24 protein-coding genes are annotated in these 19,361 nt (G+C 76.4%); 12 read left to right on the forward strand and 12 right to left on the reverse strand.

The annotated features are described in order from the left end of the window. Window positions 1-173 precede the first annotated feature (173 nt). On the forward strand, window positions 174-569 hold the full coding sequence (locus tag AB2L27_RS18225) for a hypothetical protein (RefSeq protein WP_370442915.1): 396 nt from the start codon (window positions 174-176) through the stop codon (window positions 567-569). A gap of 115 nt (window positions 570-684) precedes the next feature. Then, window positions 685-2,640: a 1-deoxy-D-xylulose-5-phosphate synthase gene (gene dxs / locus AB2L27_RS18230; protein ID WP_370442916.1), complete on the forward strand. Its 1,956-nt coding sequence runs from the start codon at window positions 685-687 to the stop codon at window positions 2,638-2,640. Here the strand turns inward: dxs and AB2L27_RS18235 are convergent. The 8 genes from AB2L27_RS18235 to AB2L27_RS18270 form a co-directional block, all read right to left on the reverse strand. Next, on the reverse strand, window positions 2,550-3,563 hold the full coding sequence (locus AB2L27_RS18235; RefSeq protein WP_370442917.1) for a cell wall-binding repeat-containing protein: 1,014 nt from the start codon (window positions 3,561-3,563) through the stop codon (window positions 2,550-2,552). The genes dxs and AB2L27_RS18235 overlap by 91 nt on opposite strands. A gap of 20 nt (window positions 3,564-3,583) precedes the next feature. Further along, a complete protein-coding gene (locus tag AB2L27_RS18240) occupies window positions 3,584-3,979 on the reverse strand; it encodes a rhodanese-like domain-containing protein (protein WP_370442918.1) in 396 nt (131 codons plus the stop codon). Between the two features lie 11 nt (window positions 3,980-3,990). Next, on the reverse strand, window positions 3,991-4,347 hold the full coding sequence (locus AB2L27_RS18245) for a hypothetical protein (RefSeq protein ID WP_370442919.1): 357 nt from the start codon (window positions 4,345-4,347) through the stop codon (window positions 3,991-3,993). Between the two features lie 68 nt (window positions 4,348-4,415). Then, entirely contained in the window at window positions 4,416-5,243 is an 828-nt protein-coding gene (locus tag AB2L27_RS18250; protein ID WP_370442920.1) for a hypothetical protein, read from the reverse strand. A gap of 56 nt (window positions 5,244-5,299) precedes the next feature. Then, entirely contained in the window at window positions 5,300-5,737 is a 438-nt protein-coding gene (locus AB2L27_RS18255) for an ATP-binding protein (RefSeq protein WP_370442921.1), read from the reverse strand. Window positions 5,738-5,854: 117 nt separating this feature from the next. After that, window positions 5,855-7,156, reverse strand: coding sequence for an HRDC domain-containing protein (locus AB2L27_RS18260; protein ID WP_370442922.1), 1,302 nt, complete (start codon window positions 7,154-7,156; stop codon window positions 5,855-5,857). A 34-nt stretch (window positions 7,157-7,190) separates the two neighbouring features. After that, complete coding sequence (locus tag AB2L27_RS18265) at window positions 7,191-7,793, reverse strand: LuxR C-terminal-related transcriptional regulator (RefSeq protein WP_370442923.1); 603 nt, start codon at window positions 7,791-7,793, stop codon at window positions 7,191-7,193. Window positions 7,794-7,914: 121 nt separating this feature from the next. Continuing rightward, a complete protein-coding gene (locus AB2L27_RS18270; RefSeq protein WP_370442924.1) occupies window positions 7,915-8,508 on the reverse strand; it encodes a DUF3000 domain-containing protein in 594 nt (197 codons plus the stop codon). A gap of 65 nt (window positions 8,509-8,573) precedes the next feature. On the opposite strand from AB2L27_RS18270, the gene hemE reads away from it, so the two are divergent. Genes hemE through hemQ form a run of 3 tightly spaced genes read left to right on the forward strand, consistent with a single transcriptional unit; the run spans window position 8,574 to window position 11,737 of the window. After that, window positions 8,574-9,626: a uroporphyrinogen decarboxylase gene (hemE, locus tag AB2L27_RS18275; RefSeq protein WP_370442925.1), complete on the forward strand. Its 1,053-nt coding sequence runs from the start codon at window positions 8,574-8,576 to the stop codon at window positions 9,624-9,626. Further along, entirely contained in the window at window positions 9,614-11,011 is a 1,398-nt protein-coding gene (gene hemG / locus AB2L27_RS18280) for a protoporphyrinogen oxidase (RefSeq protein WP_370442926.1), read from the forward strand. Before hemE ends, hemG begins: the two co-directional genes overlap by 13 nt. 15 nt (window positions 11,012-11,026) lie before the next feature. Then, window positions 11,027-11,737 (forward strand): hydrogen peroxide-dependent heme synthase, encoded by a 711-nt coding sequence (hemQ, locus tag AB2L27_RS18285; RefSeq protein ID WP_370442927.1) that lies wholly within the window; start codon window positions 11,027-11,029, stop codon window positions 11,735-11,737. A 37-nt stretch (window positions 11,738-11,774) separates the two neighbouring features. On the opposite strand, the gene AB2L27_RS18290 is transcribed toward hemQ, so the two are convergent. Genes AB2L27_RS18290 through AB2L27_RS18300 form a run of 3 tightly spaced genes read right to left on the reverse strand, consistent with a single transcriptional unit; the run spans window position 11,775 to window position 13,139 of the window. After that, window positions 11,775-12,092 carry a hypothetical protein gene (locus tag AB2L27_RS18290; RefSeq protein ID WP_370442928.1) on the reverse strand — a complete coding sequence of 106 codons (318 nt, stop codon included), beginning with the start codon at window positions 12,090-12,092 and terminating at the stop codon, window positions 11,775-11,777. A gap of 15 nt (window positions 12,093-12,107) precedes the next feature. Next, window positions 12,108-12,545, reverse strand: coding sequence for a peptide-methionine (R)-S-oxide reductase MsrB (gene msrB, locus AB2L27_RS18295; RefSeq protein WP_370442929.1), 438 nt, complete (start codon window positions 12,543-12,545; stop codon window positions 12,108-12,110). A 36-nt stretch (window positions 12,546-12,581) separates the two neighbouring features. Beyond that, window positions 12,582-13,139, reverse strand: coding sequence for a hypothetical protein (locus tag AB2L27_RS18300; RefSeq protein ID WP_370442930.1), 558 nt, complete (start codon window positions 13,137-13,139; stop codon window positions 12,582-12,584). 60 nt (window positions 13,140-13,199) lie between these two features. Here AB2L27_RS18300 and AB2L27_RS18305 point away from each other — a divergent pair, with 60 nt between their 5' ends. The 7 genes from AB2L27_RS18305 to AB2L27_RS18335 all read left to right on the forward strand — a co-directional run bounded on the left by AB2L27_RS18305 (window position 13,200) and on the right by AB2L27_RS18335 (window position 18,324). Next, window positions 13,200-13,592, forward strand: coding sequence for a DoxX family protein (locus AB2L27_RS18305; RefSeq protein ID WP_370442931.1), 393 nt, complete (start codon window positions 13,200-13,202; stop codon window positions 13,590-13,592). Further along, complete coding sequence (locus tag AB2L27_RS18310) at window positions 13,589-14,758, forward strand: alpha/beta hydrolase family protein (protein WP_370442932.1); 1,170 nt, start codon at window positions 13,589-13,591, stop codon at window positions 14,756-14,758. The genes AB2L27_RS18305 and AB2L27_RS18310 overlap by 4 nt, the downstream gene beginning before the upstream one ends. Further along, the gene (locus tag AB2L27_RS18315; RefSeq protein WP_370442933.1) at window positions 14,755-15,732 is read left to right on the forward strand and encodes a zinc-dependent alcohol dehydrogenase; all 978 of its coding nucleotides are present in this window, start codon (window positions 14,755-14,757) and stop codon (window positions 15,730-15,732) included. The genes AB2L27_RS18310 and AB2L27_RS18315 overlap by 4 nt, the downstream gene beginning before the upstream one ends. A 10-nt stretch (window positions 15,733-15,742) precedes the next feature. Beyond that, complete coding sequence (locus tag AB2L27_RS18320; protein ID WP_370442934.1) at window positions 15,743-16,126, forward strand: 6-pyruvoyl trahydropterin synthase family protein; 384 nt, start codon at window positions 15,743-15,745, stop codon at window positions 16,124-16,126. Beyond that, window positions 16,123-17,025, forward strand: a complete 903-nt coding sequence (locus tag AB2L27_RS18325; RefSeq protein ID WP_370442935.1) for a glycosyltransferase — start codon at window positions 16,123-16,125, stop codon at window positions 17,023-17,025. The genes AB2L27_RS18320 and AB2L27_RS18325 overlap by 4 nt, the downstream gene beginning before the upstream one ends. Beyond that, complete coding sequence (locus tag AB2L27_RS18330; RefSeq protein WP_370442936.1) at window positions 17,022-17,762, forward strand: SAM-dependent methyltransferase; 741 nt, start codon at window positions 17,022-17,024, stop codon at window positions 17,760-17,762. Before AB2L27_RS18325 ends, AB2L27_RS18330 begins: the two co-directional genes overlap by 4 nt. A gap of 154 nt (window positions 17,763-17,916) precedes the next feature. After that, window positions 17,917-18,324 carry a hypothetical protein gene (locus AB2L27_RS18335; protein WP_370442937.1) on the forward strand — a complete coding sequence of 136 codons (408 nt, stop codon included), beginning with the start codon at window positions 17,917-17,919 and terminating at the stop codon, window positions 18,322-18,324. 140 nt (window positions 18,325-18,464) lie between these two features. Here the strand turns inward: AB2L27_RS18335 and AB2L27_RS18340 are convergent, their stop codons facing one another. After that, window positions 18,465-19,289, reverse strand: coding sequence for an aldo/keto reductase (locus AB2L27_RS18340; RefSeq protein WP_370442965.1), 825 nt, complete (start codon window positions 19,287-19,289; stop codon window positions 18,465-18,467). Window positions 19,290-19,361: the final 72 nt, after the last annotated feature.

Raw genomic sequence — 19,361 nt, forward strand, 5'->3', positions numbered from 1 at the left:
GGCTGGCTCGGGATTACGAGCGGACGGTGGCCTCGGCGGTGGCGATGGTGCAGATCGCTTACAGCCGGGTGATGCTGCGGCGGTTGACCCGCTCGGCCCCCTCAACCCTTTGAGGACAGCTTCTGAGACGTAACACGCACCTTCCCGCACCGACCTGACCTACCATCGAACACGTGTTCGATCCGTCACCCACGGTGCGCCACGGCCCGCCGGGCTGGCCGCAGCAGGTCCCCCCGCCGGACGCGCAGGACGTCGAGGACTGGCGCGTGGAGGCGGTGGCCTGGCTGCTGGACCAGGCGCCACCGGAGTACCGGGCGTACCGCACCGTGCGTCGCCACCCCGTCCTGCTCGTCTGGCTCGTCCGGCACCACGTCGCCGCGCAGCGCGAGGCCGTCCGGCGCGCGACGAGCACGGCGCGCCGGGACCTGGCGCACCGGCTGCCCCCGGAGGTGGCGCCGGGCGTCTTCGACGTCCTGGAGCGCGAGGACCTGCGGCTGCGGCGGGTGGCCCGCGCGGTCGACCTGCTCGACCAGGCGCTGGAGGGCAGGAGGTTCGTGCCGCGTCTGTGAGTCGAGCGTGAACGGTTGGTCCGGCCGGGCGGGTTCGCGGCCCCCGGTGCCGCGGGCGGCTCCTAGACTCGCCGGGTCCACCCGCCCGACGCGCCAGCACAGGAGGCCACCCCGCATGGGGCTGCTCGAGTCCATCCAGGGTCCGCCCGACCTCAAGGCCCTGGCCCCGGAGCAGCTGCCGCAGCTGGCCGGGGAGGTGCGCGACTTCCTCGTCGCCGCCGTCAGCCGCACCGGCGGTCACCTCGGCCCCAACCTCGGGGTCGTGGAGCTGACGATCGGGCTGCACCGCGTCTTCGACTCCCCGCACGACCGCCTCGTCTTCGACACCGGTCACCAGAGCTACGTCCACAAGTTGCTGACGGGCCGGCAGGACTTCAGCCGCCTGCGCGAGGCCGGCGGGCTGTCCGGCTACCCCTCCCGCGCCGAGAGCGAGCACGACGTCGTGGAGAACTCCCACGCCTCGACGTCGCTGTCGTGGGCCGACGGCCTGGCCAAGGCGTTCGAGCTGCGCGGGGAGCACGACCGCACGGTCGTGGCCGTCATCGGCGACGGCGCCCTGACCGGGGGGATGGCCTGGGAGGCCCTGAACACCATCGCCGCGGCCGACCGCCCGGTCGTCGTCGTGGTCAACGACAACGAGCGCTCCTACGCCCCGACGATCGGCGGGATGGCCTCGCACCTGGCGACGCTGCGCACGACGCGGGAGTACGAACGCCTCCTGGACTGGGGCCGGCAGTCGCTGCGCCGGGGAGGGGCCCCCGGGCGCCTGGCCTACGAGACGCTGCACGGCGTCAAGAAGGGCCTGAAGGACATCGTCGCCCCGCAGGGGTTGTTCGAGGACCTGGGTCTGAAGTACGTCGGGCCGGTCGACGGGCACGACACCGAGGCCGTGGAACACGCTCTGCGGCAAGCGAAGGTCTTCCGCGGTCCGGTCATCGTCCACGCCATCACGCAGAAGGGGCGCGGGTACCGGCCGGCCCTGGCCGACGACGCCGACCACTTCCACGCCGTCGGGGTCATCGACCCCGAGACGGGGGAGGCCCAGGCCAGTTCGGGCTCGTCGTGGACGAGCGTGTTCAGCCGGGAGATCACCGAGATCGCCGCGACCCGCCGCGACGTCGTGGGCATCACCGCGGCCATGCAGATCCCCGTCGGTCTGCAGGAGTTCGCCGACGCCTTCCCCGGTCGCGTCTTCGACGTCGGCATCGCCGAGCAGCACGCGGCCACCTCGGCCGCCGGGATGGCCGCCGGCGGGCTGCACCCCGTGGTGGCGGTCTACGCCACGTTCCTCAACCGCGCCTTCGACCAGCTCCTGCTGGACGTCGCCCTGCACCGGGCGGGGGTCACGTTCGTCCTGGACCGCGCCGGGGTCACCGGCCCGGACGGTCCCAGCCACCACGGGGTCTGGGACCTGGGGCTGTGCCGGCTGGTGCCGGGGCTGCGGCTGGCCGCCCCGCGCGACGCCGAGACCCTGCGCGAGGAGCTGCGCGAGGCCGTCGCCGTCGAGGACGGGCCCACCGTCGTGCGGTTCGGCAAGGGCAAGGTGCCCGCGCCGATCCCGGCGATCGCCCGCGCCGGGCACGCCGACGTCCTGCAGGGGGAGGCCTGGGCCGCGGGGGACGACGTGCTGCTCGTGGCCGTCGGGGCCCTCGTGCCGCGCGCCCTGGAGGTGGCCCGCCGCCTGCGCGGGCACGGCGTCGGGGTCACGGTCGTGGACCCGCGCTGGGTGGTGCCCGTGGACGAGGCCCTGGTGGACCTCGCGGTGGCGCACACCCACGTCGCGGTGCTGGAGGACGGGTGCGAGGTCGGCGGGGTCGGCTGGGCCCTGGCCGCGGCGCTGCGGGCGCGCCAGGACGCCACGCCCGTGCAGGTCTTCGCGCTGCCGCAGCGGTTCCTGGACGTCGGGGACCGCGAGAGCCTGCTCGACGAGGCGGGCCTGGCCCCGCAGGGCGTGGCCCGCCGCGTCGTGGAGGCGCTCGCTCAGCAGGCCCGTTCGAGCGCGCCGTCGGCGACGGCCGAGGAGTCCCCGGCCACGAGCACGCCGCGCAGCGCCCCGTTCCCGGCGAGGTAGTCGCCCGTCGCGGCGGGGGAGCAGTTCCCGGGGACCAGCAGCAGCGGGGCGCCGTTGACGGCGGCGACCGGGACGGCGGCCAGGGCGTCGGGGAAGGTGCGGCCCGTGGCCACCACCGCGACCGTCGAGCGCGGGTGGGCGGCCCGGGCCACCGCCGCCGACGTCGCGTAGCGGTCCGCGCCGGACAGCCGGGTCACGGCCTGCGGGGCGGTGAGGAACAGGTCGGTGCGGGCGGCGACGGTGGCCGAGACCGACTCGGGGCCGCCGACGACGGTCGCGCGGGTCCGCTCCGCCGCGCTCAGCCACGTCGTCACCGCCTCCGGCAGCCGCTCCGGCGCGGTCAGCAGCAGCGGTTCACCGCGCCAGCCGGCCAGGGCCGCCCCGGTGACGGCGTCGGGGAACGCGTCGCCGCGGGCCAGCACGAACGAGACCTGCCCGGTGGGGAAGAACCGCTGCGCGACCGCGACGGCCGTCGCGTACCGGTCGGCGCCGGCGGTGCGGTCCACGGTGGCCGAGGGCAGCAGGGCCCGGACGGCGTCCACGACGGCCTCGGGCACGCGGTCGCTCCCGCCGACGACGTGGACGGAGGCGGGGGCCAGCCGGGCCAGCTCGGCGCGGGTCGCGGCGGGCAGCCCGCCGGCCGCGGTGAGCAGCAGCGGGCCGTCGAGGTGGGCCGCCGCGGGGCCCGCGGCGAGGGCGTCGGCGAAGGACTCACCGCTGGCCAGGAACACCGTGGACCCGGGGGAGGGGGCGAAGGAGCCCCGCGAGACCAGCGCCGCCGTCGCGTACCGGTCCGGCCCGTCGGCGCGGACGGTGCCGCTGTAGACGAACGGGGTGCTGACCGCCCCGGCCGCCGGGGCCGTGGCCAGCACCGCCGCCGCCACGGCACCGGCCAGACCTGCGAAGTGACGCTTGGTGAGCATGGTGTGACTCTACGAGGGGTTCACTCGCGCAGGTCGACGGCGCCGCGGTGCACCGGGTGCCCCTCGGCGATCCACCGCTCCACCCCGCCGACGAGGTCCGTCGCCCGGCGCAGGCCGACGGCCCGCAACGAGGCCGCCGCCAGCGAGGAGCTGTACCCGTGCCGGCAGACCACCACCACGCGCAGGTCCGGCCCGCTCGCCTCCGGGATGCGGTACGGGCAGGTCGGGTCCAGCCGCCACTCCAGCACGGTCCGGTCGATGACCAGCGCGCCGGGGAACTCCCCCTGCGCGGCCCGGTGCGACGGGGTGCGCGTGTCGACCACGAGGGCCCCGGCGGCCTGCTCGGCGACCAGCTCGGCCGGGGTCAGCCGGTCCAGCCCCGCCCGCACCCGCGCGAGGTGCTCCGCGGCCCCCACGACGGCCCCGGTCAGGCCGCTTCGCGCGCCTGCACGGCGTGCTCGAGCATCTCGGCCATCCGCCACGCCTCCGAGCGCGACAGGTGGAACCCCAGCTCGCGGTGGGTGCCCAGGCCCGAGTAGATGGCGATACCGGACAGGTTCGGCTCGTGGCCGTCGTCCTCGATCACGCTCAGGCAGATCCACGGCTTCATGCCGGGGCGGAAGTGCGCCATCCGCAGGGGAGGCACGTGGCGCTCGCCCTTGAGGTAGGGGACGAGCATGCGGGCGTAGGCGAGGTCGTAGACCTCCGTCCGCCCGTCGGCGCGGAAGAAGACGTCGTTCCCGCGGATGGTGAGGGATCCGGCCGCTGTGGCCCCGAGCTGCACCCCCTCATTTGACCCGACGGACGGCTCCGTGTCTCGTTCGTTACCGAATCCCCACGCGAACGCGCGCTCTACTGGCCCTCGGCGAGCACGTTCTCGACCAGTCGCGGGCTCGTCGGGGCCAGGGCGACCTCCTCGCGGGTGACGACGACCGGCCGCCGCAGACCCCGGTCGGCCCGGTCCGTGGCCGCCCACGCGGCCCCCACGTAGGCGGGGTCGATGCGGGCCAGGTCGAACCACCCGCGGGTGCGGTCGGGCACCGCGACGGCGCGCAGCACGTTGCCCGGCGTCCGGTCGGGCCCGGCGACGAGGTGCTCGCGCAGCGTCCGCGAGGCCAGCAGCGTCGGCACGTCGCAGCCGCCGACGGGCCGCAGCACCCCGGCGGTGGGGGTGCCGGCATCGCGCAGCAGCCGCTGCACGACCAAGGCCCCGATCTCCTCCAGGCGGGCCAGGTCCTCCTGGCCGAGCACCGTGGAGCGGCCGGTGGCGCGCGCCGAGGCCACCGGCAGCGGCAGCGTCCGCTCCGAGCGGCCGTGGGGGACGACGACCCCCAGGCCCAGGTGCAGCGCCCCGCCCAGGACGGTGCGGTGGGTCCAGCCGAACCCCGGGTGGCGGTCGGCGCCGGCCGGCACGGCCAGGGGGACCACCCGCGCGGTGCCGGAGTGCAGTTCGCGGTGGGCGTGCAGGACGTCCCCGACCCGCAGGCGCGCCACGTCCTCCTCGCCGTCGTCTGTGGCCGCCCCGGCGGCCCGCGCCAGGTCGGCCCACTCCAGCGCCGCGCACCCGGGCAGCCGGACGCCGTCGTCGTCGAGGTCGACGTCCAGGTCGTCCACGACGCTGGTGGCCAGCACGCTGCGTCGCAGGATGGCCCGGACGGGGGGCGGCTGTTCGGTGCTCACCTGCCCGACCGTAAGCGAGGAGGGCCGGTGCGCCCCGGTGTCGTCGCCCGGACGGGTCAGCGTGTCGCGAGGTGGAACCAGACGGTCTTGGCCAGGGAGCCCTCCTCCCGCGGCTGGGGCCACCAGCCCCCGCCCACCTCGCCGGTCTGCGCGCCCCCGACCTCGTCGCTGCGGTAGACCCCCCAGGCGGTGGCCAGCGCGTCGACGAGAGCGATGCCGCGCCCGTCGGTGGCCTGCGGGGACTGCGGCCGCAGCGTCGGGACCCGGTCCTCGCCGTCGGTGATGCCGACGAGGATGCCCTCCTCGTCGTGGGTCAGGGACAGCACGACGGGCCCGCGGCCGTGGTCCAGGGCGTTCTGCACGAGTTCGCTCGTCAGCAGCTCGGCGATCCACCGGCGCGCCAGCGGCAGGTGCTCGTCGGGGCAGTGCTCGCAGACCCAGTGCCGGGCCATCGCGGCGGCGGACAACTGCTCGTCCAGGGTGAGACGTTCCACGTCCAGCTCCGTCACCGTCGACCGACACCACGACACCGTCACCGCTTCGTGACCTGTTCGACCATCCCCCACCCGGACCGGTCCGGCAAGGCGAACGGGGCCGGGCCGGGCCCGGGCTCAGGTACCGGCGGGCTCGGCCGTCCCCGCGGCACCCGGCTCAGCACCCGCCGCGGCGTCCACCGCGGCGTCCGACATCGCCTGCACCAGAACGGGAACCACGAGGTCGAGCTGCCAGGTGCGGGCCCCGCGGTCGGCGAGCGCCGCGCGCACCGTCGCCTCCTGCAGCGGGGCCGGCGGCGCCCAGGCCAGCCGGCGCAGGGCGTCCGGCTGCAGCACGTTCTCCACCGGCAGCCCGTGCCGGTCGGCCACGGCGCTCACCGCGGTCCGGGCGGCGTTCAGCCGGGCGGCGGCCTCGGGGTCCTTGGCCGCCCACACCCGCGGCGGCGGCGGACCGTCCCCGCGCGGCTGGTGCGCCGGCAGGTCCGCCTCGGGCAGCGCCAGGCCGGCGGCGACGGCCTCGGCCCACAGCGACAGCCGGGACCGGGACGCGCGGCCGGTGAACCCCTGCGTCGCCGCGAGGGCCTGCGGGGTGCGCGGCACCGCCCGGGCCGCGGCGACGATCGCGGAGTCCGGCAGCAGCCGGCCCGGGGAGGTGTCCTTGCGGCGCGCCTCGGCGTCGCGGGCCAGCCACAGCTCGCGCACGACGGCGAGCTGGCGGCGCGAGCGGACCGCGTGCAGGCCCGAGGTCCGGCGCCACGGCTCGGCCGGCGGCGGGGGCGGGGGAGTGGTCGCGACGTGCTCGAACTCCTGCCGGGCCCACTCCAGCTTGCCCTGGGCGGCGAGGCGTTCGGCCAGGACGTCGCGCAGCCGGACCAGGACCTCCACGTCCAGCGCGGCGTACGTCAGCCACGGTTCGGGCAGCGGGCGGGTCGACCAGTCCACCGCGGAGTGCTCCTTGGCCAGCCGCAGCCCCAGCAGCTCCTCCACGACCGCGCCCAGCCCGACCCGCGGCAGGCCCGCGATGCGCGAGCCCAGCTCGGTGTCGAACAGGGTCGTGGGACGCATGCCCAGCTCGGCCAGGCACGGCAGGTCCTGGTTGGCGGCGTGCAGCACCCACTCCACGCCCGCCAGCGCCTCCCCCAGGGAGGACAGGTCCGGCAGCGCGGCCGGGTCCACGAGCGCGGTACCCGCCCCCTCGCGGCGCAGCTGGACGAGGAACGCGCGCTGCCCGTACCGGTAGCCCGAGGCCCGTTCGGCGTCGACGGCCACCGGCCCGGTGCCGGCCGCGAACGCGGCGACGACCCGGGCCAGCGCGGCCTCGTCGGCCACGACGGGCGGCAGGCCGTCGGTGGGGGCCGACAGCAGCGGCAGCTCAGGTTCGGCGACCTGTTCCTGCTGCTGCGTCGGCGTGTTCGTCACCGCACCACCGTACGTGACCGGGGGTGCGCTCACGTCACTGGATGACGCCTGCCCGCAGGGTGATCGCGACCATCTCGGCGCGGTCGCCGGTGCCGAGCTTGCGGGCGATGCGGGCCAGGTGGCTCTTGACCGTCAGCGCCGACAGGCCCAGCAGGGCGCCGGTGTCCTTGTTCGAGCGGCCGTCGGCGACGTGCTGGAGCACCTCGACCTCGCGCTCGGACAGCGAGTCCACCCCCGCCTCCCCGCCGCGGCCCTCGAACCCGACGCCCTCGGGGCGGGTGGTCACGAGGTAGCAGCGCACCCCCGCGGCGACCGCGCCGCGCACGGCGAACGGGTCGGCGTTGGAGGACAGCACGACGCACCGGTTCCACCCGGCCGCGCGCAGCTCCGAGACGAGCTGGGCGCCGGAGCCGTCGGGCAGCCCGGCGTCGGCGATGAACAGCGCGCGCGGGCCCGTGCGGGCCATCGCGCGGGCCTGGGCCACGCTCGTGGCGTGCTCGACGTTCACGGCGCCGAGCATGCGCAGCGTGCGGGTCACCGATTCGCGCACCGCGGGGTCCGCGACGGCGACGAGGGCCGCGAAGCGGCCGAGACGGGAAGGAACGGCCATCCCGGGGCGTTCGACGAGCGCAGTCACCGTCGTCCTCCTGCAGGCGATGGGCGCACCCCTGGCGGGTGCACCTCTGGGTCTGAGGAGGTGATCGGCCACCGGAGGGTGGTCCTTGAACGTTTTGGGAGCGTTTCGGCGTCAGTCGGCGTCAGTGCGTGCGCCGGCCCAGGGTCACCACGCCCTCCGGCAGCGGGGGCAGCCCGGCCACCGTGCACACCAGCTCACCCCACGCCCGCAGGTGCGCGGGCAGGCCGCCGGGGTCCAGCGGCGTCCAGGAGGCCCGCAGCTCGACGTCCACCGACGCCGGCCGGTCCGCCAGCGCCCCGTACCCCTCCGACAGCACGCGGGTCACGGTGCCGCCCACGGCCGTCGCCTCGGCCCCGGCCCCGGCCAGCCCGTCCTCCAGCCACGACCAGCCCACCTGACCCAGCAGCGGGTCCGCGCCCAGCTCGGCCTCGAGGTCGGCGCGGGCGTAGGTGACCACCCGGAACGGCCCGGCCCACTCCTCGGGCGCGGCCGGGTCGTGCAGCAGGATGAACCGCCCCGTGGCCAGCTCCTCGCCGTCGAGGACGACGTCGCCGGCCACGGCCCAGGAGTGCGGGGCGATCCGCGCCGGGGCCGGCACCTCGGTGAGCACCAGCTCCGGGCGCAGCCGGACCTCGCGCACGGCCGCCACCGCCGCCTCGAAGGCGGCGGGGACGCCGGGCGCACCCGGTCCTGAGCGTCCTCGGTGAGCGGTCACGCCGGGGAGCGTAGGCAACCGCGCCCCCCGCGGCGGTGCCGCCACGCCGTGGGACCATCGCCTGCGTGCCCGACCAGACCTCGCCCTACCTGCACGCCGCGCGCGGCGGCACCACCCCCTCCCGCACCCCGGTCTGGTTCATGCGCCAGGCCGGCCGCTCCCTGCCGGAGTACCGCGCGGCCCGGGCCGGGACCACCATGCTGGAGTCCTGCCGCCGCCCCGAGCTCGTCGCCGAGATCACCCTGCAGCCGGTCCGGCGCTACGACGTGGACGCCGCCGTCTTCTACTCCGACATCGTCGTCCCGCTGGAGGCGGCCGGGGTGGGCGTGGAGATCGTCCCCGGCACCGGGCCGGTCATCGCCGAGCCGGTGCGCACCCGCGCCGACCTCGACCGCATCCCCGAACTGCCCCTGGACGCCCTGCAGCACATCACCGACGCCGTGCGGCTGACCACCGAGCAGCTCGGCGACGTCCCGCTCATCGGGTTCGCCGGGGCCCCCTTCACCCTGGCCAGCTACCTCGTCGAGGGCGGCCCGTCCCGGGACCTGCTGCGCACCAAGGCGTTGATGCACGCCGACCCGCAGCTGTGGCACGACCTCGCCGCCCGCCTGGCCCAGATCACCGGAACGTTCCTGCGCGCCCAGGTCCTCGCCGGCGCCTCGGCCGTGCAGCTGTTCGACTCCTGGGTCGGCTCGCTGCCCCTGGCCGTCTACGAACGCCTCGTCGCCCCCCACTCCGCCGCCGCCCTCGGCGCCGTCGGCGACCTCGGCGTCCCGCGCACCCACTTCGGCACCGGCACCGGGGAACTGCTCGGGGCGATGGCCGCCGTCGACGGCGGCGTCGACGTCCTGGGCGTGGACTTCCGCGTCCCCCTGGACGAGGGCGCCGCCCGCGGCCGCGCCGGGGCCGGCCGGCCCGTCGCCGTCCAGGGCAACCTCGACCCCGCGCTGCTGTTCGCCCCCTGGGACGTCCTGCGCGCCGACCTGCACCGCATCCTGCGCGAGGGCGAGCGCGCCGGGGCCGGGCACGTCGTCAACCTCGGCCACGGCGTCCCCCCCAGCGCCGACCCCGACGCCCTGCACCGCGTCGTGGAGGAGGTCCACGCGTGGCGGAGGTGAGCACCCACCCGCGCGCTCGCCGCCGGGTCGTCGTCGTCGGCGGTGGCCTGTCCGGGCTCGTCGCCGCCCACGACCTCGCCGACCGGTGCGAGGTCACCGTCCTGGAGGCCTCCGACCGCCTCGGCGGCGTCCTGCGGCGCACCGAGGTGGGCGGGCTCACCGTCGACCTCGGCGCGGAGTCCATGCTGGCCCGCCGCCCCGAGGGCACGACCCTGGCCCGCGAGCTCGGCCTGCCCCTGGTCCACCCCGCCACCACGACGGCCTCGGTGGCCACCGCCACCGGGCTGAGCCCGCTGCCGGCCGGGACCGTCATGGGCGTGCCGCGCTCGGCGGAGTCGGTGCGCGGGCTCCTGGACGCCGAGGCCCTCGAGCGCGTGCGCACCGAACCCGAGCGCCCCGCGGCCCCCCTGGAGCACGACGTCAGCGTCGCCGACTACGTCGCCGACCGCGTCGGGCCCGCCGTCGTCGACCGCCTCGTCGAACCCCTGCTCGGCGGCGTCTACGCCGGGCACGCCCGCCGCCTGTCGCTGCGGGCGACCGTCCCGGCCCTGTGGGAGCACGCCCGCCGCGGCGGCTCGCTGCTCACCGGCCTCGGCCCCGCCCCCACCACCGACACCACCCCCGCCGCGCCCGTCGCGCCCGTCTTCGCCGGCATCGACGGCGGCATGGCCCGGCTGCCCACCGCCCTGGCCGAGCACCTGCGCGAACGCGGCGCCGACGTGCGCACCGGCACCCCCGTCCGGGACCTGACCCGCACCATCACCGGCTGGCGCGTGCGCACCCTCCAGGGGGCCCTGGAGGCCGACGCCGTCGTGCTCGCCGTCCCCGCCCCGACCGCCGCCCGGCTCCTGGGCACCGCCGTGCCCGCCGCTGCCGCCGAGCTCGCCGCCGTGGAGACCGCGAGCATGGTCATCACGGCGCTCGCCGTCCCCGCCGCCGACCTGGACGGCCTCACCGGGTCCGGGGTGCTGGTGCCGCCCGTCGTGGGCGCCGGTCGCGGGCTGCGGGCCAAGGCCCTGACGCTGTCGGGCCGCAAGTGGGGCTGGGTCGGGGCCCAGAGCGAGGACCTGGCGGTCCTGCGCGTCTCCCTGGGCCGGGCCCGGGAGACCGAGGCGCTGCAAGCCGAGGACGCCGACGTCGTCCGCTGGGCCGCGCAGGACGCCTCGGCCCTGCTGGGCCGGGCGCTGCACCCCGTCGACCACGCCGTGGTGCGCTGGGCGGACGGGTTGCCGCAGTACGCGGTCGGGCACGTCGACCGCGTCGCGCGGCTGCGCGCGGCGGTGGCCGCGGCCGGGGACCTGGCCGTGTGCGGGTCCGTGCTCGACGGCGTCGGGGTCCCGGCGTGCATCGGGGCGGCCCGGGCGGCGGCCGCGCAGGTGGCCTGAGGGAGAATCGCGGCCATGTCCGAGACGACCCCCGTGAGCACCCCCACCGCCGACCAGATCAACGACACCATCGCCTACACGATGTGGTCGGTGTTCGCCGTCGAGACGACCCTCGGCGACGCCGACCGGGCCGCGATGACGCAGGAGGTCGCCGACCTGCTGGCGGAGCTGACCGACCGGGGCCTGGTCGTGCGCGGCCTGTACGACGTCGCCGGCCTGCGCGCCGACGCCGACGTCATGCTCTGGTGGCACGCCCCGACCGTGGAACTGGTCCAGGAGGCCTACCGCCGCCTGCGCCGCACCCGCCTGGGGCGCCACCTCGCGCCCGTGTGGTCGGTCGTGGGCCTGCACCGCCCGGCGGAGTTCAACCGCGGGCACGTGCCGGCGTTCATGTCCGGGGAGCAGGCCCGCGACTACGTGTGCGTCTACCCGTTCGTCCGCTCCTACGACTGGTACCTGCTGCCCGACGCCGAGCGCCGGACCATGCTGCGCGACCACGGCCTGGCCGCCCGCCCCTACGAGGACGTGCGCGCCAACACCGTGTCCGCGTTCGCGCTGGGCGACTACGAGTGGGTCCTCGCGTTCGAGGCCGACGAGCTGCACCGCATCGTCGACCTCATGCGCGACCTGCGGGCCACCGAGGCCCGCCGCCACGTCCGCGAGGAGGTCCCCTTCTTCACCGGGCCGCGCGTGGAACTGCCCGCGCTCGTCGACGCGCTGCCCTGAACCTCACACCAGGCCGAACCTCACACCTGGCTGGACCTCACACCTGGCGGTAGTCCGCCTCGGAGTCGGCGTCACCCGCGCGGGTGGCGTCAACGTCCGGGACCTCCTGGGCCAGCCGCTCGTCGAGGGTCTCCTCCTCGCGGTCGCCGTCGGTGATGAGCTCGGCGGTGAAGTTGCTGAGGTGGTTCTCCGGCTCCCAGCCCTGGTCGTCCTGGTCGTCGCGCATGAGCGTGTCGGTGGACAGGACCTCGGGGTCACCGGCCGAGGGGGCCGCGTCCGGGTCGACCTGCTGCAGGTCGGGGTCGGCCAGCGGGTCGACGTCGGGATCGCGGGGTTCGTAGGGCTGCTCGCTCATGGCGACCACCCTGCCTCAGGCCCGCGTCGGGCGCAGGGTGAGGCTGATGGAGTTGATGCAGTACCGCTGGTCCGTCGGCGTGGCGTAGCCCTCGCCCTCGAACACGTGGCCCAGGTGCGAACCGCAGGTGGCGCAACGGACCTCCACGCGGCGCATGCCCAGGGAGGTGTCCTCCAGCAGTTCCACCGCGTCGGAGTCCTTGGGGTCGAAGAACGAGGGCCACCCGCAGTGCGAGGCGAACTTCTCGGCACTGGTGAACAACTCGGCCCCGCACCCGCGGCAGGCGTAGACGCCCTCGGTCGTGGTGTCCTCGTACTCACCGGTGAACGGGCGCTCGGTCCCGGCCTGGCGCAGCACGTGGTACTCCTGCGGGTCCAGCTGAGCGCGCCACTGCTCGTCCGTCTTCGTCACGTCGTAGGTCTTGCCGGTGGTCTCGGGCGTGTGCGCAGTCATGTCCTGCACAACCGCCCGGGCTGGCCGGCTGTTCCGTCAGCCGAGCCGGGTGGTCCCCGCGTAGACGTGCAGCACGGGGACGCCGAGGTCGTCGCGGGCCCGGGAGGCCCAGTCGGTGTGGAAGGTGTCCTCCACGGCGTGCGGGCGGGTCACCACGACCAGTTCGCGGGCGTCGGGTTCCTCGGCCAGGGCCTGGCGCACCGCCGGCAGCGGGTCGCTCCCGGTGGTCCGTCCCTCGGCGTTCAGGCCCTCGGCGCGCAGCGCCTCGACCGTGGCCCGCAGCGCCGTCTCGGCCTCCGCGCGGGCCTCGGCGCTGTCCGGGCGGTCCCCGCCGAGGTCGGCGAAGGCCTCCCGCACCTCGCCCAGGCTCAGCTTGTCGACGACGTCGGCCAGCAGGCTGCGGCGGGTGTCGGCCGGGACGAGCACGAGGTGGCGCACGTCCTGGCCCTCGGCCCGTTCGGCGGCGTGCAGCCGGGCGACGTTGCCGGCGTCGACGTCGCCGAAGGCCTCCTCGGTGAGCACGACGACGGTCCACGGCGAGGTGTTCGGCGAGGCGCTCGGCGAGGCGTTCGGCGGGAGGTTCTGCGGGGGCACGTGCGCGACCCTAACGGGGGCGGGTGCGCCCGGCAGCCCGGTGTCCGGCAGGATCGGGGCGTGATCGCGTCGACACCACGGGGGCGGAGCAGCCGGGCGCTGCCGGTCTGGGTCGCTCCCGCGGCGCTGTTCGGGGTGGCCGGGGTGGCCCACCTCGTGCGCCCCGCGGGGTTCGACACCATCGTGCCGCGGGCGCTGCCGGGCCCGGCCCGCGCCTGGACGCACGGCTCCGGGGTCGCCGAGCTGGCCCTGGCGGCCGGGTTCGCGCTCCCCGCCACCCGGCGCGCCACGTCCCGGGCGGCCGCCGCCTTCCTCGTCGCGGTGTGGCCGGCGAACGTGCAGATGGCCGTGGACGCCTGGCGCTCGGGGTCGGGCGCGCGCCGCGCGGTGACGACGCTGCGACTGCCGCTGCAGGTGCCGCTGGTGCGCCTGGCGCTGCGGGCGGGCCGGTGAACGGGCGCCGCGCCGCCGCGGTGGGGGCCGTGGCCACGGCCGCCGCCACCGTCACCGGCGCCGCCCTGACGGCGACCGCGGTGACCTTCGCCCGCGCCGTGGTCACCCCGCGCCGGCACAAGCCCGACGACCTGGAGGTCCTGCAGGTGGGGCCGCACCGCGTGGTGCTCTCGGCCACCGCCGACACCGTCGTGCCCGGCCGGTACGGGGTGTGGACCGACGGCGGCCGCGGGCACTTCCGCGTCGGGGACGTCCTGGAGACCGGCCGGGACCGCGTCACGCGCGCCCTGCTCGGGGTCGACGCCGGCGTGCCCGTCCCCGGCGCGGGGCGCTGGAACCAGTACTACTACGCGGGCGACCCCGCGGTGGCGCTCGGCCTGGCCCACGAGGACGTGCTCGTCCCCGGCGACGTCGGGGCGCTGCCGTGCTGGTCGGTGCCCGGTCCCGCGCAGGGGGCCTCCGACACCTGGGCGGTGCTCGTCCACGGCCGGGGCGCCACCCGGGAGGAGGCGTTGCGGGCCGTGCCGGTGCTGCACGCGGTGGGCCTGCCGTGCCTGGTCCCGGCCTACCGCAACGACGCCGACGCCCCGGGCGCGCAGCCGGGGGTGTACGGGCTGGGGGACACCGAGTGGCGCGACGTGGAGGCCGTCGCCCGGTACGCCCTGGAGCGCGGGGCGCGCCGGCTGCTGCTCGTGGGCTGGTCGATGGGCGGGGCGATCGTCCTGCAGTTCGTGGCCCGCTCGGACCTGGCCGGGCACGCGGCCGCCCTCGTCCTGGACGGCCCCGTCGTGGACTGGTTCGACGTGCTGGACCACCAGGCGCGCCAGGCCGGTGTCCCGGTCCGGCTGGGCCGCTTCGGGTTGCACCTGCTCGGGCACCCGCTCGGACGCCGCCTCGTCGGGGTCCCCGGACCGGTGGACCTGCGGGCCATGGACTGGGTGCGCCGGGCCGAGGAGCTGCACCTGCCGGCGCTGCTGCTGCACTCCGACGCCGACGACTACGTCCCCTCCGGGCCCTCGCAACGACTGGCGCAGGCCCGCCCCGACCTCATCACCTACGTCGCCAGCAGCACCGCGCGGCACACGAAGGAGTGGAACGTGGACCCGCAGGGCTGGGAGTCGGCCGTCCGGGAGTTCGTCACCGCGACGCTGGAGGCCGCCGCGTGAGCGTGGCGCGGGCGTTGTGGACGACCGGGCCCGGGCAGGTCGAGCTGCGCGAGGAGCTGCTGCCGGTCATCGGCGCGGCCGACGTGGAGATCCGCACCGAGTTCTCCGCCGTCAGCCGCGGCACCGAGGCGCTCGTGCTGGCCGGGGCCGTCCCGCCCAGCCAGCACGACACGATGCGCGCCCCGTTCCAGTCCGGGGAGTTCCCCTTCCCCGTCAAGTACGGCTACCTGTCGGTGGGCACCGTGGCCCAGGCCGGCCCGCGCGCGCAGGACCTGGTGGGGCGCAGGGTGTTCTGCCTGCACCCGCACCAGGACCGGTACGTCGTCCCGGCCTCGGCGGTGCTGCCGGTCCCCGCGGCCGTCTCGCCCGGGCGGGCGGTGCTGGCCGGGATGCTGGAGACCGCCGTCAACGGGGTCTGGGACGCCGGGCTCGGCATCGGCGACCGCGTCAGCGTCGTCGGCGCCGGCGTCCTGGGCCTGCTCGTGGCGACCCTGGCCGCCCGGGTCCCAGGCACCGACGTCGAGGCCGTCGACGTGCGCACCGACCGCGCCGGCACCGCCGAGCGGCTGGGGTTCCGGCTCGTGGCCCCCGACGACGCCCGGCGCGAGCGCGACGTCGTCCTGCACACCAGCGGCACCGGTCCCGGGCTCACGACGGGGTTGCAGCTGCTCGGTGACGAGGGCCTGCTCGCGGAGATGAGCTGGTACGGCGACCGCAGCGTCGAGGTGGGCCTGGGGGAGGGTTTCCACTCCCGGCGGTTGACGATCCGCGCCTCGCAGGTGGGGCGCGTGCCCCCGGCGCGGGCCCCGCGCTGGACGACCCGGCGCCGGCTCGCCCTGGCGCTGGACCTGTTGTGCGACGAGCGGTTCGACGCGCTGCTGGACGGGGTCACCCCGTTCGAGGACTCCGCGGAGGTCCTGCCCGGGATCGCCGCGGTGGGCGGGGACGCCTTGTGCCACCGGTTCAGCTACTGAGGAGTTCGGCATGTACTCGTTGACGGTCCGCGACCGGTTCATGGTGGCGCACAGCTTCTCCGGGGAGGTGTTCGGCCCGGCCCGGCGCCTGCACGGGGCGACGTTCGTCGTGGAGGCGACGTTCCGCCGGGCCGAGCTGGACGGGGACGGTCTCGTCGTCGACATCGGCGTGGCCTCCCGGGTGCTGCGCGAGGTGCTGTCGCAGGTGGAGTACCGCAACCTCGACGAGGTCGAGGAGTTCACCGGGCAGAACACCACGACGGAGTTCCTGTGCCGCTGGACCGCCGACCGGCTCGCGGACTCCCTCGGCCCGGCCGCGGCCGGGCTGGCCGGGATCACGGTGCTGCTGCGCGAGTCCGACGTCGCGTGGGCGGCGTACGAGAAGGAGCTGTGAGGTTCCTCCTCGCGCCGGACCTGTCCGCGCCCACGGGCGGGAACCGCTACGACGCGGAACTGCTCGCGCGCGGGGTGGCGCGGCACGTCGTGGTGGGTTCGCCGGCGGGGTCCCTCGAGTCGGCGCTGGGTGAGGTGCCCGAGGGGTCCGCCGTCCTGCTCGACGGTCTGGTCGCCTCGGCGCACCCGGACGTCCTGGCCGCGCACACCGGCCGCGTCCGGCTCGTGCTGCTCGTGCACCTGCTGCGGGCCGACGACGTGCCGGCCGAACCGGTGCTGGCGCAGGAGGTGCGGTCCCTGCGCCTCGTCGACGCCGTCGTGGTGCCCAGCCGCAGCGCCGCCCGGCGCGTCCACGAGGTGTCCGGGGTGCGGGCCGTCGTCGCCGAACCCGGGACGGGACCGGCCCGCCCCTCGGTGGCGCGCGGGGCCCACCGGCTGCTGTCGGTGGGGACGGTCGGTGCGCGCAAGGGGCAGCGGATCGCCGCCGAGGCCGTGGCGCGCCTGGGCGCCCCGTGGACGCTGCGGTGCGCCGGAACCGTCGTCGAGGGGTTCTCCGCACCCGGCACGACGCTGCTGGGGCCGCTGGACCACGCTGCGCTGCAGGCGGAGTGGGACCGGGCCGACCTGCACGTCCTGCTGTCGGGGGCCGAACCGTACGGGATGGCGGTGGCCGAGGGCCTGGCCCGCGGTGTGCCCTCGCTCGTGGCTGACCGCGGGGAACTGCCCGACCTCGTGGGCGCGGCGGGGGTGGTCGTGGAGCCGGACGTGGACGCCGTGTGCGCCGCGCTGGAGCGGTGGGCCGCCTCCCCGGGGCTGCGGTTCGCGGCCCGCCGCGCGGCGGCCGACCGGGAGTTGTCGACGTGGGACGAGACCGCACGGATCGTGAGGGAGACGCTGTGAGCGAGCTGGAGAACTTCGACCCCGACTGGCTGGCGCTGCGCGAACCCGTGGACCACGGCACCCGGTCCGCGCGCCTGGAGGAACTCCTCGCGGCCCGGCTGACCGGCCGCGACCGGGTGCGCGTCGTGGACCTGGGCGCCGGGTCGGGCTCCACGCTGCGCCACCTCGCGCCGCGGCTGGCCGAGCTGGGGGTGGCCGCGGCGCAGGACTGGGTGCTCGTCGACCACGACGCCGACCTGCTCGCGCGGGCCCTGGCGAGCCCCGTCCCCGCTGCGGCGTCGGTGACGACGGCCCGCGTCGACCTCGCCGACCGGGAGGCGGTGCGCGAGGTGCTGTCCGGTGCCGACGTCGTCGTCGGCTCGGCCCTGCTCGACGTCCTGCCCGCCCCCGTCGCCGACGGTCTCGTCGAGGTCCTCTCGACGCTCGACCCGCGCCCGGCGGTGCTGTTCGTCCTCACCGTCACCGGCGGGGCGAGCACGGACCCCGCCGTGGCCGGGGCGGCCGAGGGGTTCGACGCCGACCAGCGCGCCCGCGGTCTCGGCCCGGACGCCGCGGGGCACGTCGCCGCCGCCTTCACCGCCCGCGGCTGGTCGGTGCAGCGGGAGGCGACGCCGTGGCGGCTGGGCCCCTCCCCGCTGCTGACCGCGTGGGCCCGGGGGTGGTTCACCGCCGCCGGGGTCGCGGGTCCGGACCCGACGGCGGCCGTCGTGCCGCACGAGGACCTGCTGGCGCTGTAGGCGGCCACGACCACCGAGCCGGCCGCCGGTGGCCCCGGCCGCCGACTGCCTCAGGCGACGCCCAGCCGGCCCGGAGGACGTCCTCAGCTCGCGGGAGCACGGTGGAGGGTGAACCCGCGCAGGAGCGGGCCGCGCAGCGCCGCAGGAGGACACGATGACCAAGGAACGCATCGGACGGGGCCCGCTCCACGTCGCCCTGGAGGACCAGGGGACCACCCACCCGCGCCTGTACGTCCGCGACGGCAGCGGGCTCGTCATGGTGCTGCCCGTCCACCTCGACGTCCTGCCGGACGTGCGCCGGCACCTGGAGGAGCCGTCGCCGGAACCGCAGGACGACCAGGAGGTGGTCGACGTGGAGCTGCTCGACGAGGCCGGGGCGGTGGCGAGCCGCTGGGGCAGCTTCGCCCACCGCGGTCAGGCGGCGGCGCTGGCCGTCGTGCTGCTCGGCTCGGACCGCACGCTCGTCCAGGCCCGCGTCGTCGCCCGCACCGGCGCGCGTCGCGGCGCCGAGGTCGAACGGGTGCGCTGCCACCGGCTGCCGGTCGGCGGCTGGGCCCGCTGACCCCCGCCCGCAGCAGCAGCACGGCCGCGCCGGGCGGCCCACGTGCCCGGCCGGGACGACGGACGCCGCCGCGCTCGGGGGAGTGCGGCGGCGTCCGGGTGGTGCGGGGAGCTCACGGGGTGGGGCTCACGGGGTGGGGCTCAGGAGGGGACGTAGTCCATCGTGTCGGGGTGCCCGCCGATGCGGCCGGAGTCGCCCTGGTCGAGGGCGGTGATGAGGGCCAGGTCCTCCTCGGTGAGCTCCACGTCGAAGAGGTCGAAGTTCTCCTCCACGCGCGAGCGCGTCACCGACTTGGGGAAGACGATGTCCCCGCGCTCGATGTGCCAGCGCAGGACGACCTGGGCCGGGCTCTTGCCGAGCCGCTCGGCCACCGCGGTGATCGTGGGGTCGTCCAGCACCTTGCCCTGGGCGATGGGCGACCAGGCCTCGACCCCGATCTGGTGCTCGCCGCAGAAGCGGCGGACCTCCTCGTTGCCGAAGTAGGGGTGCACCTCGATCTGGTTGACGACCGGGACCACGGTCGTCTCCTGCAGGAGGCGGTTCAGGTGGGGGACCTGGAAGTTGGAGACGCCGATGGAGCGCAGCCGGCCGTCGGCGCGCGCCTCCTCCAGCACCTTCCACGTGGAGACGAAGTCCCCGCCGTACAGGGTCGGCAGCGGCCAGTGGATGAGGTACAGGTCGATCGGGCCACCGAGCTTGTCGACCGAGGAGTCGACCGCGGCGCGGGCGGCGTCCGGTTCGTGGGCGCCGTTGTTGAGCTTGCTGGTGATCCAGACGTCCTCGCGGGGGACGCCGGAGTCGAGCACCCCCTGGAGGGTCTCGGCCTCGTTGCCGTACATCTGCGCGGTGTCCAGGTGCCGGTAGCCGACCTCGAGCGCGGTGCGCACGGCGGCGGCCGTCTCCTCCGGCGGGATCTGGAAGACCCCGAAGCCGAGCTGGGGGATCTCGCGGCCGTCGTTGAGCATGATCGTGGGAACAGTCACGTCACGATCCTGGTACGGGTGCGTCGGGCGCGCATGTGGAGGCGCGGGAGGGGT

The sequence above is a fragment of the Kineococcus halophytocola genome, from assembly GCF_041276425.1.
In the GTDB taxonomy this organism is placed as follows: Bacteria; Actinomycetota; Actinomycetes; order Actinomycetales; family Kineococcaceae; genus Kineococcus; species Kineococcus halophytocola.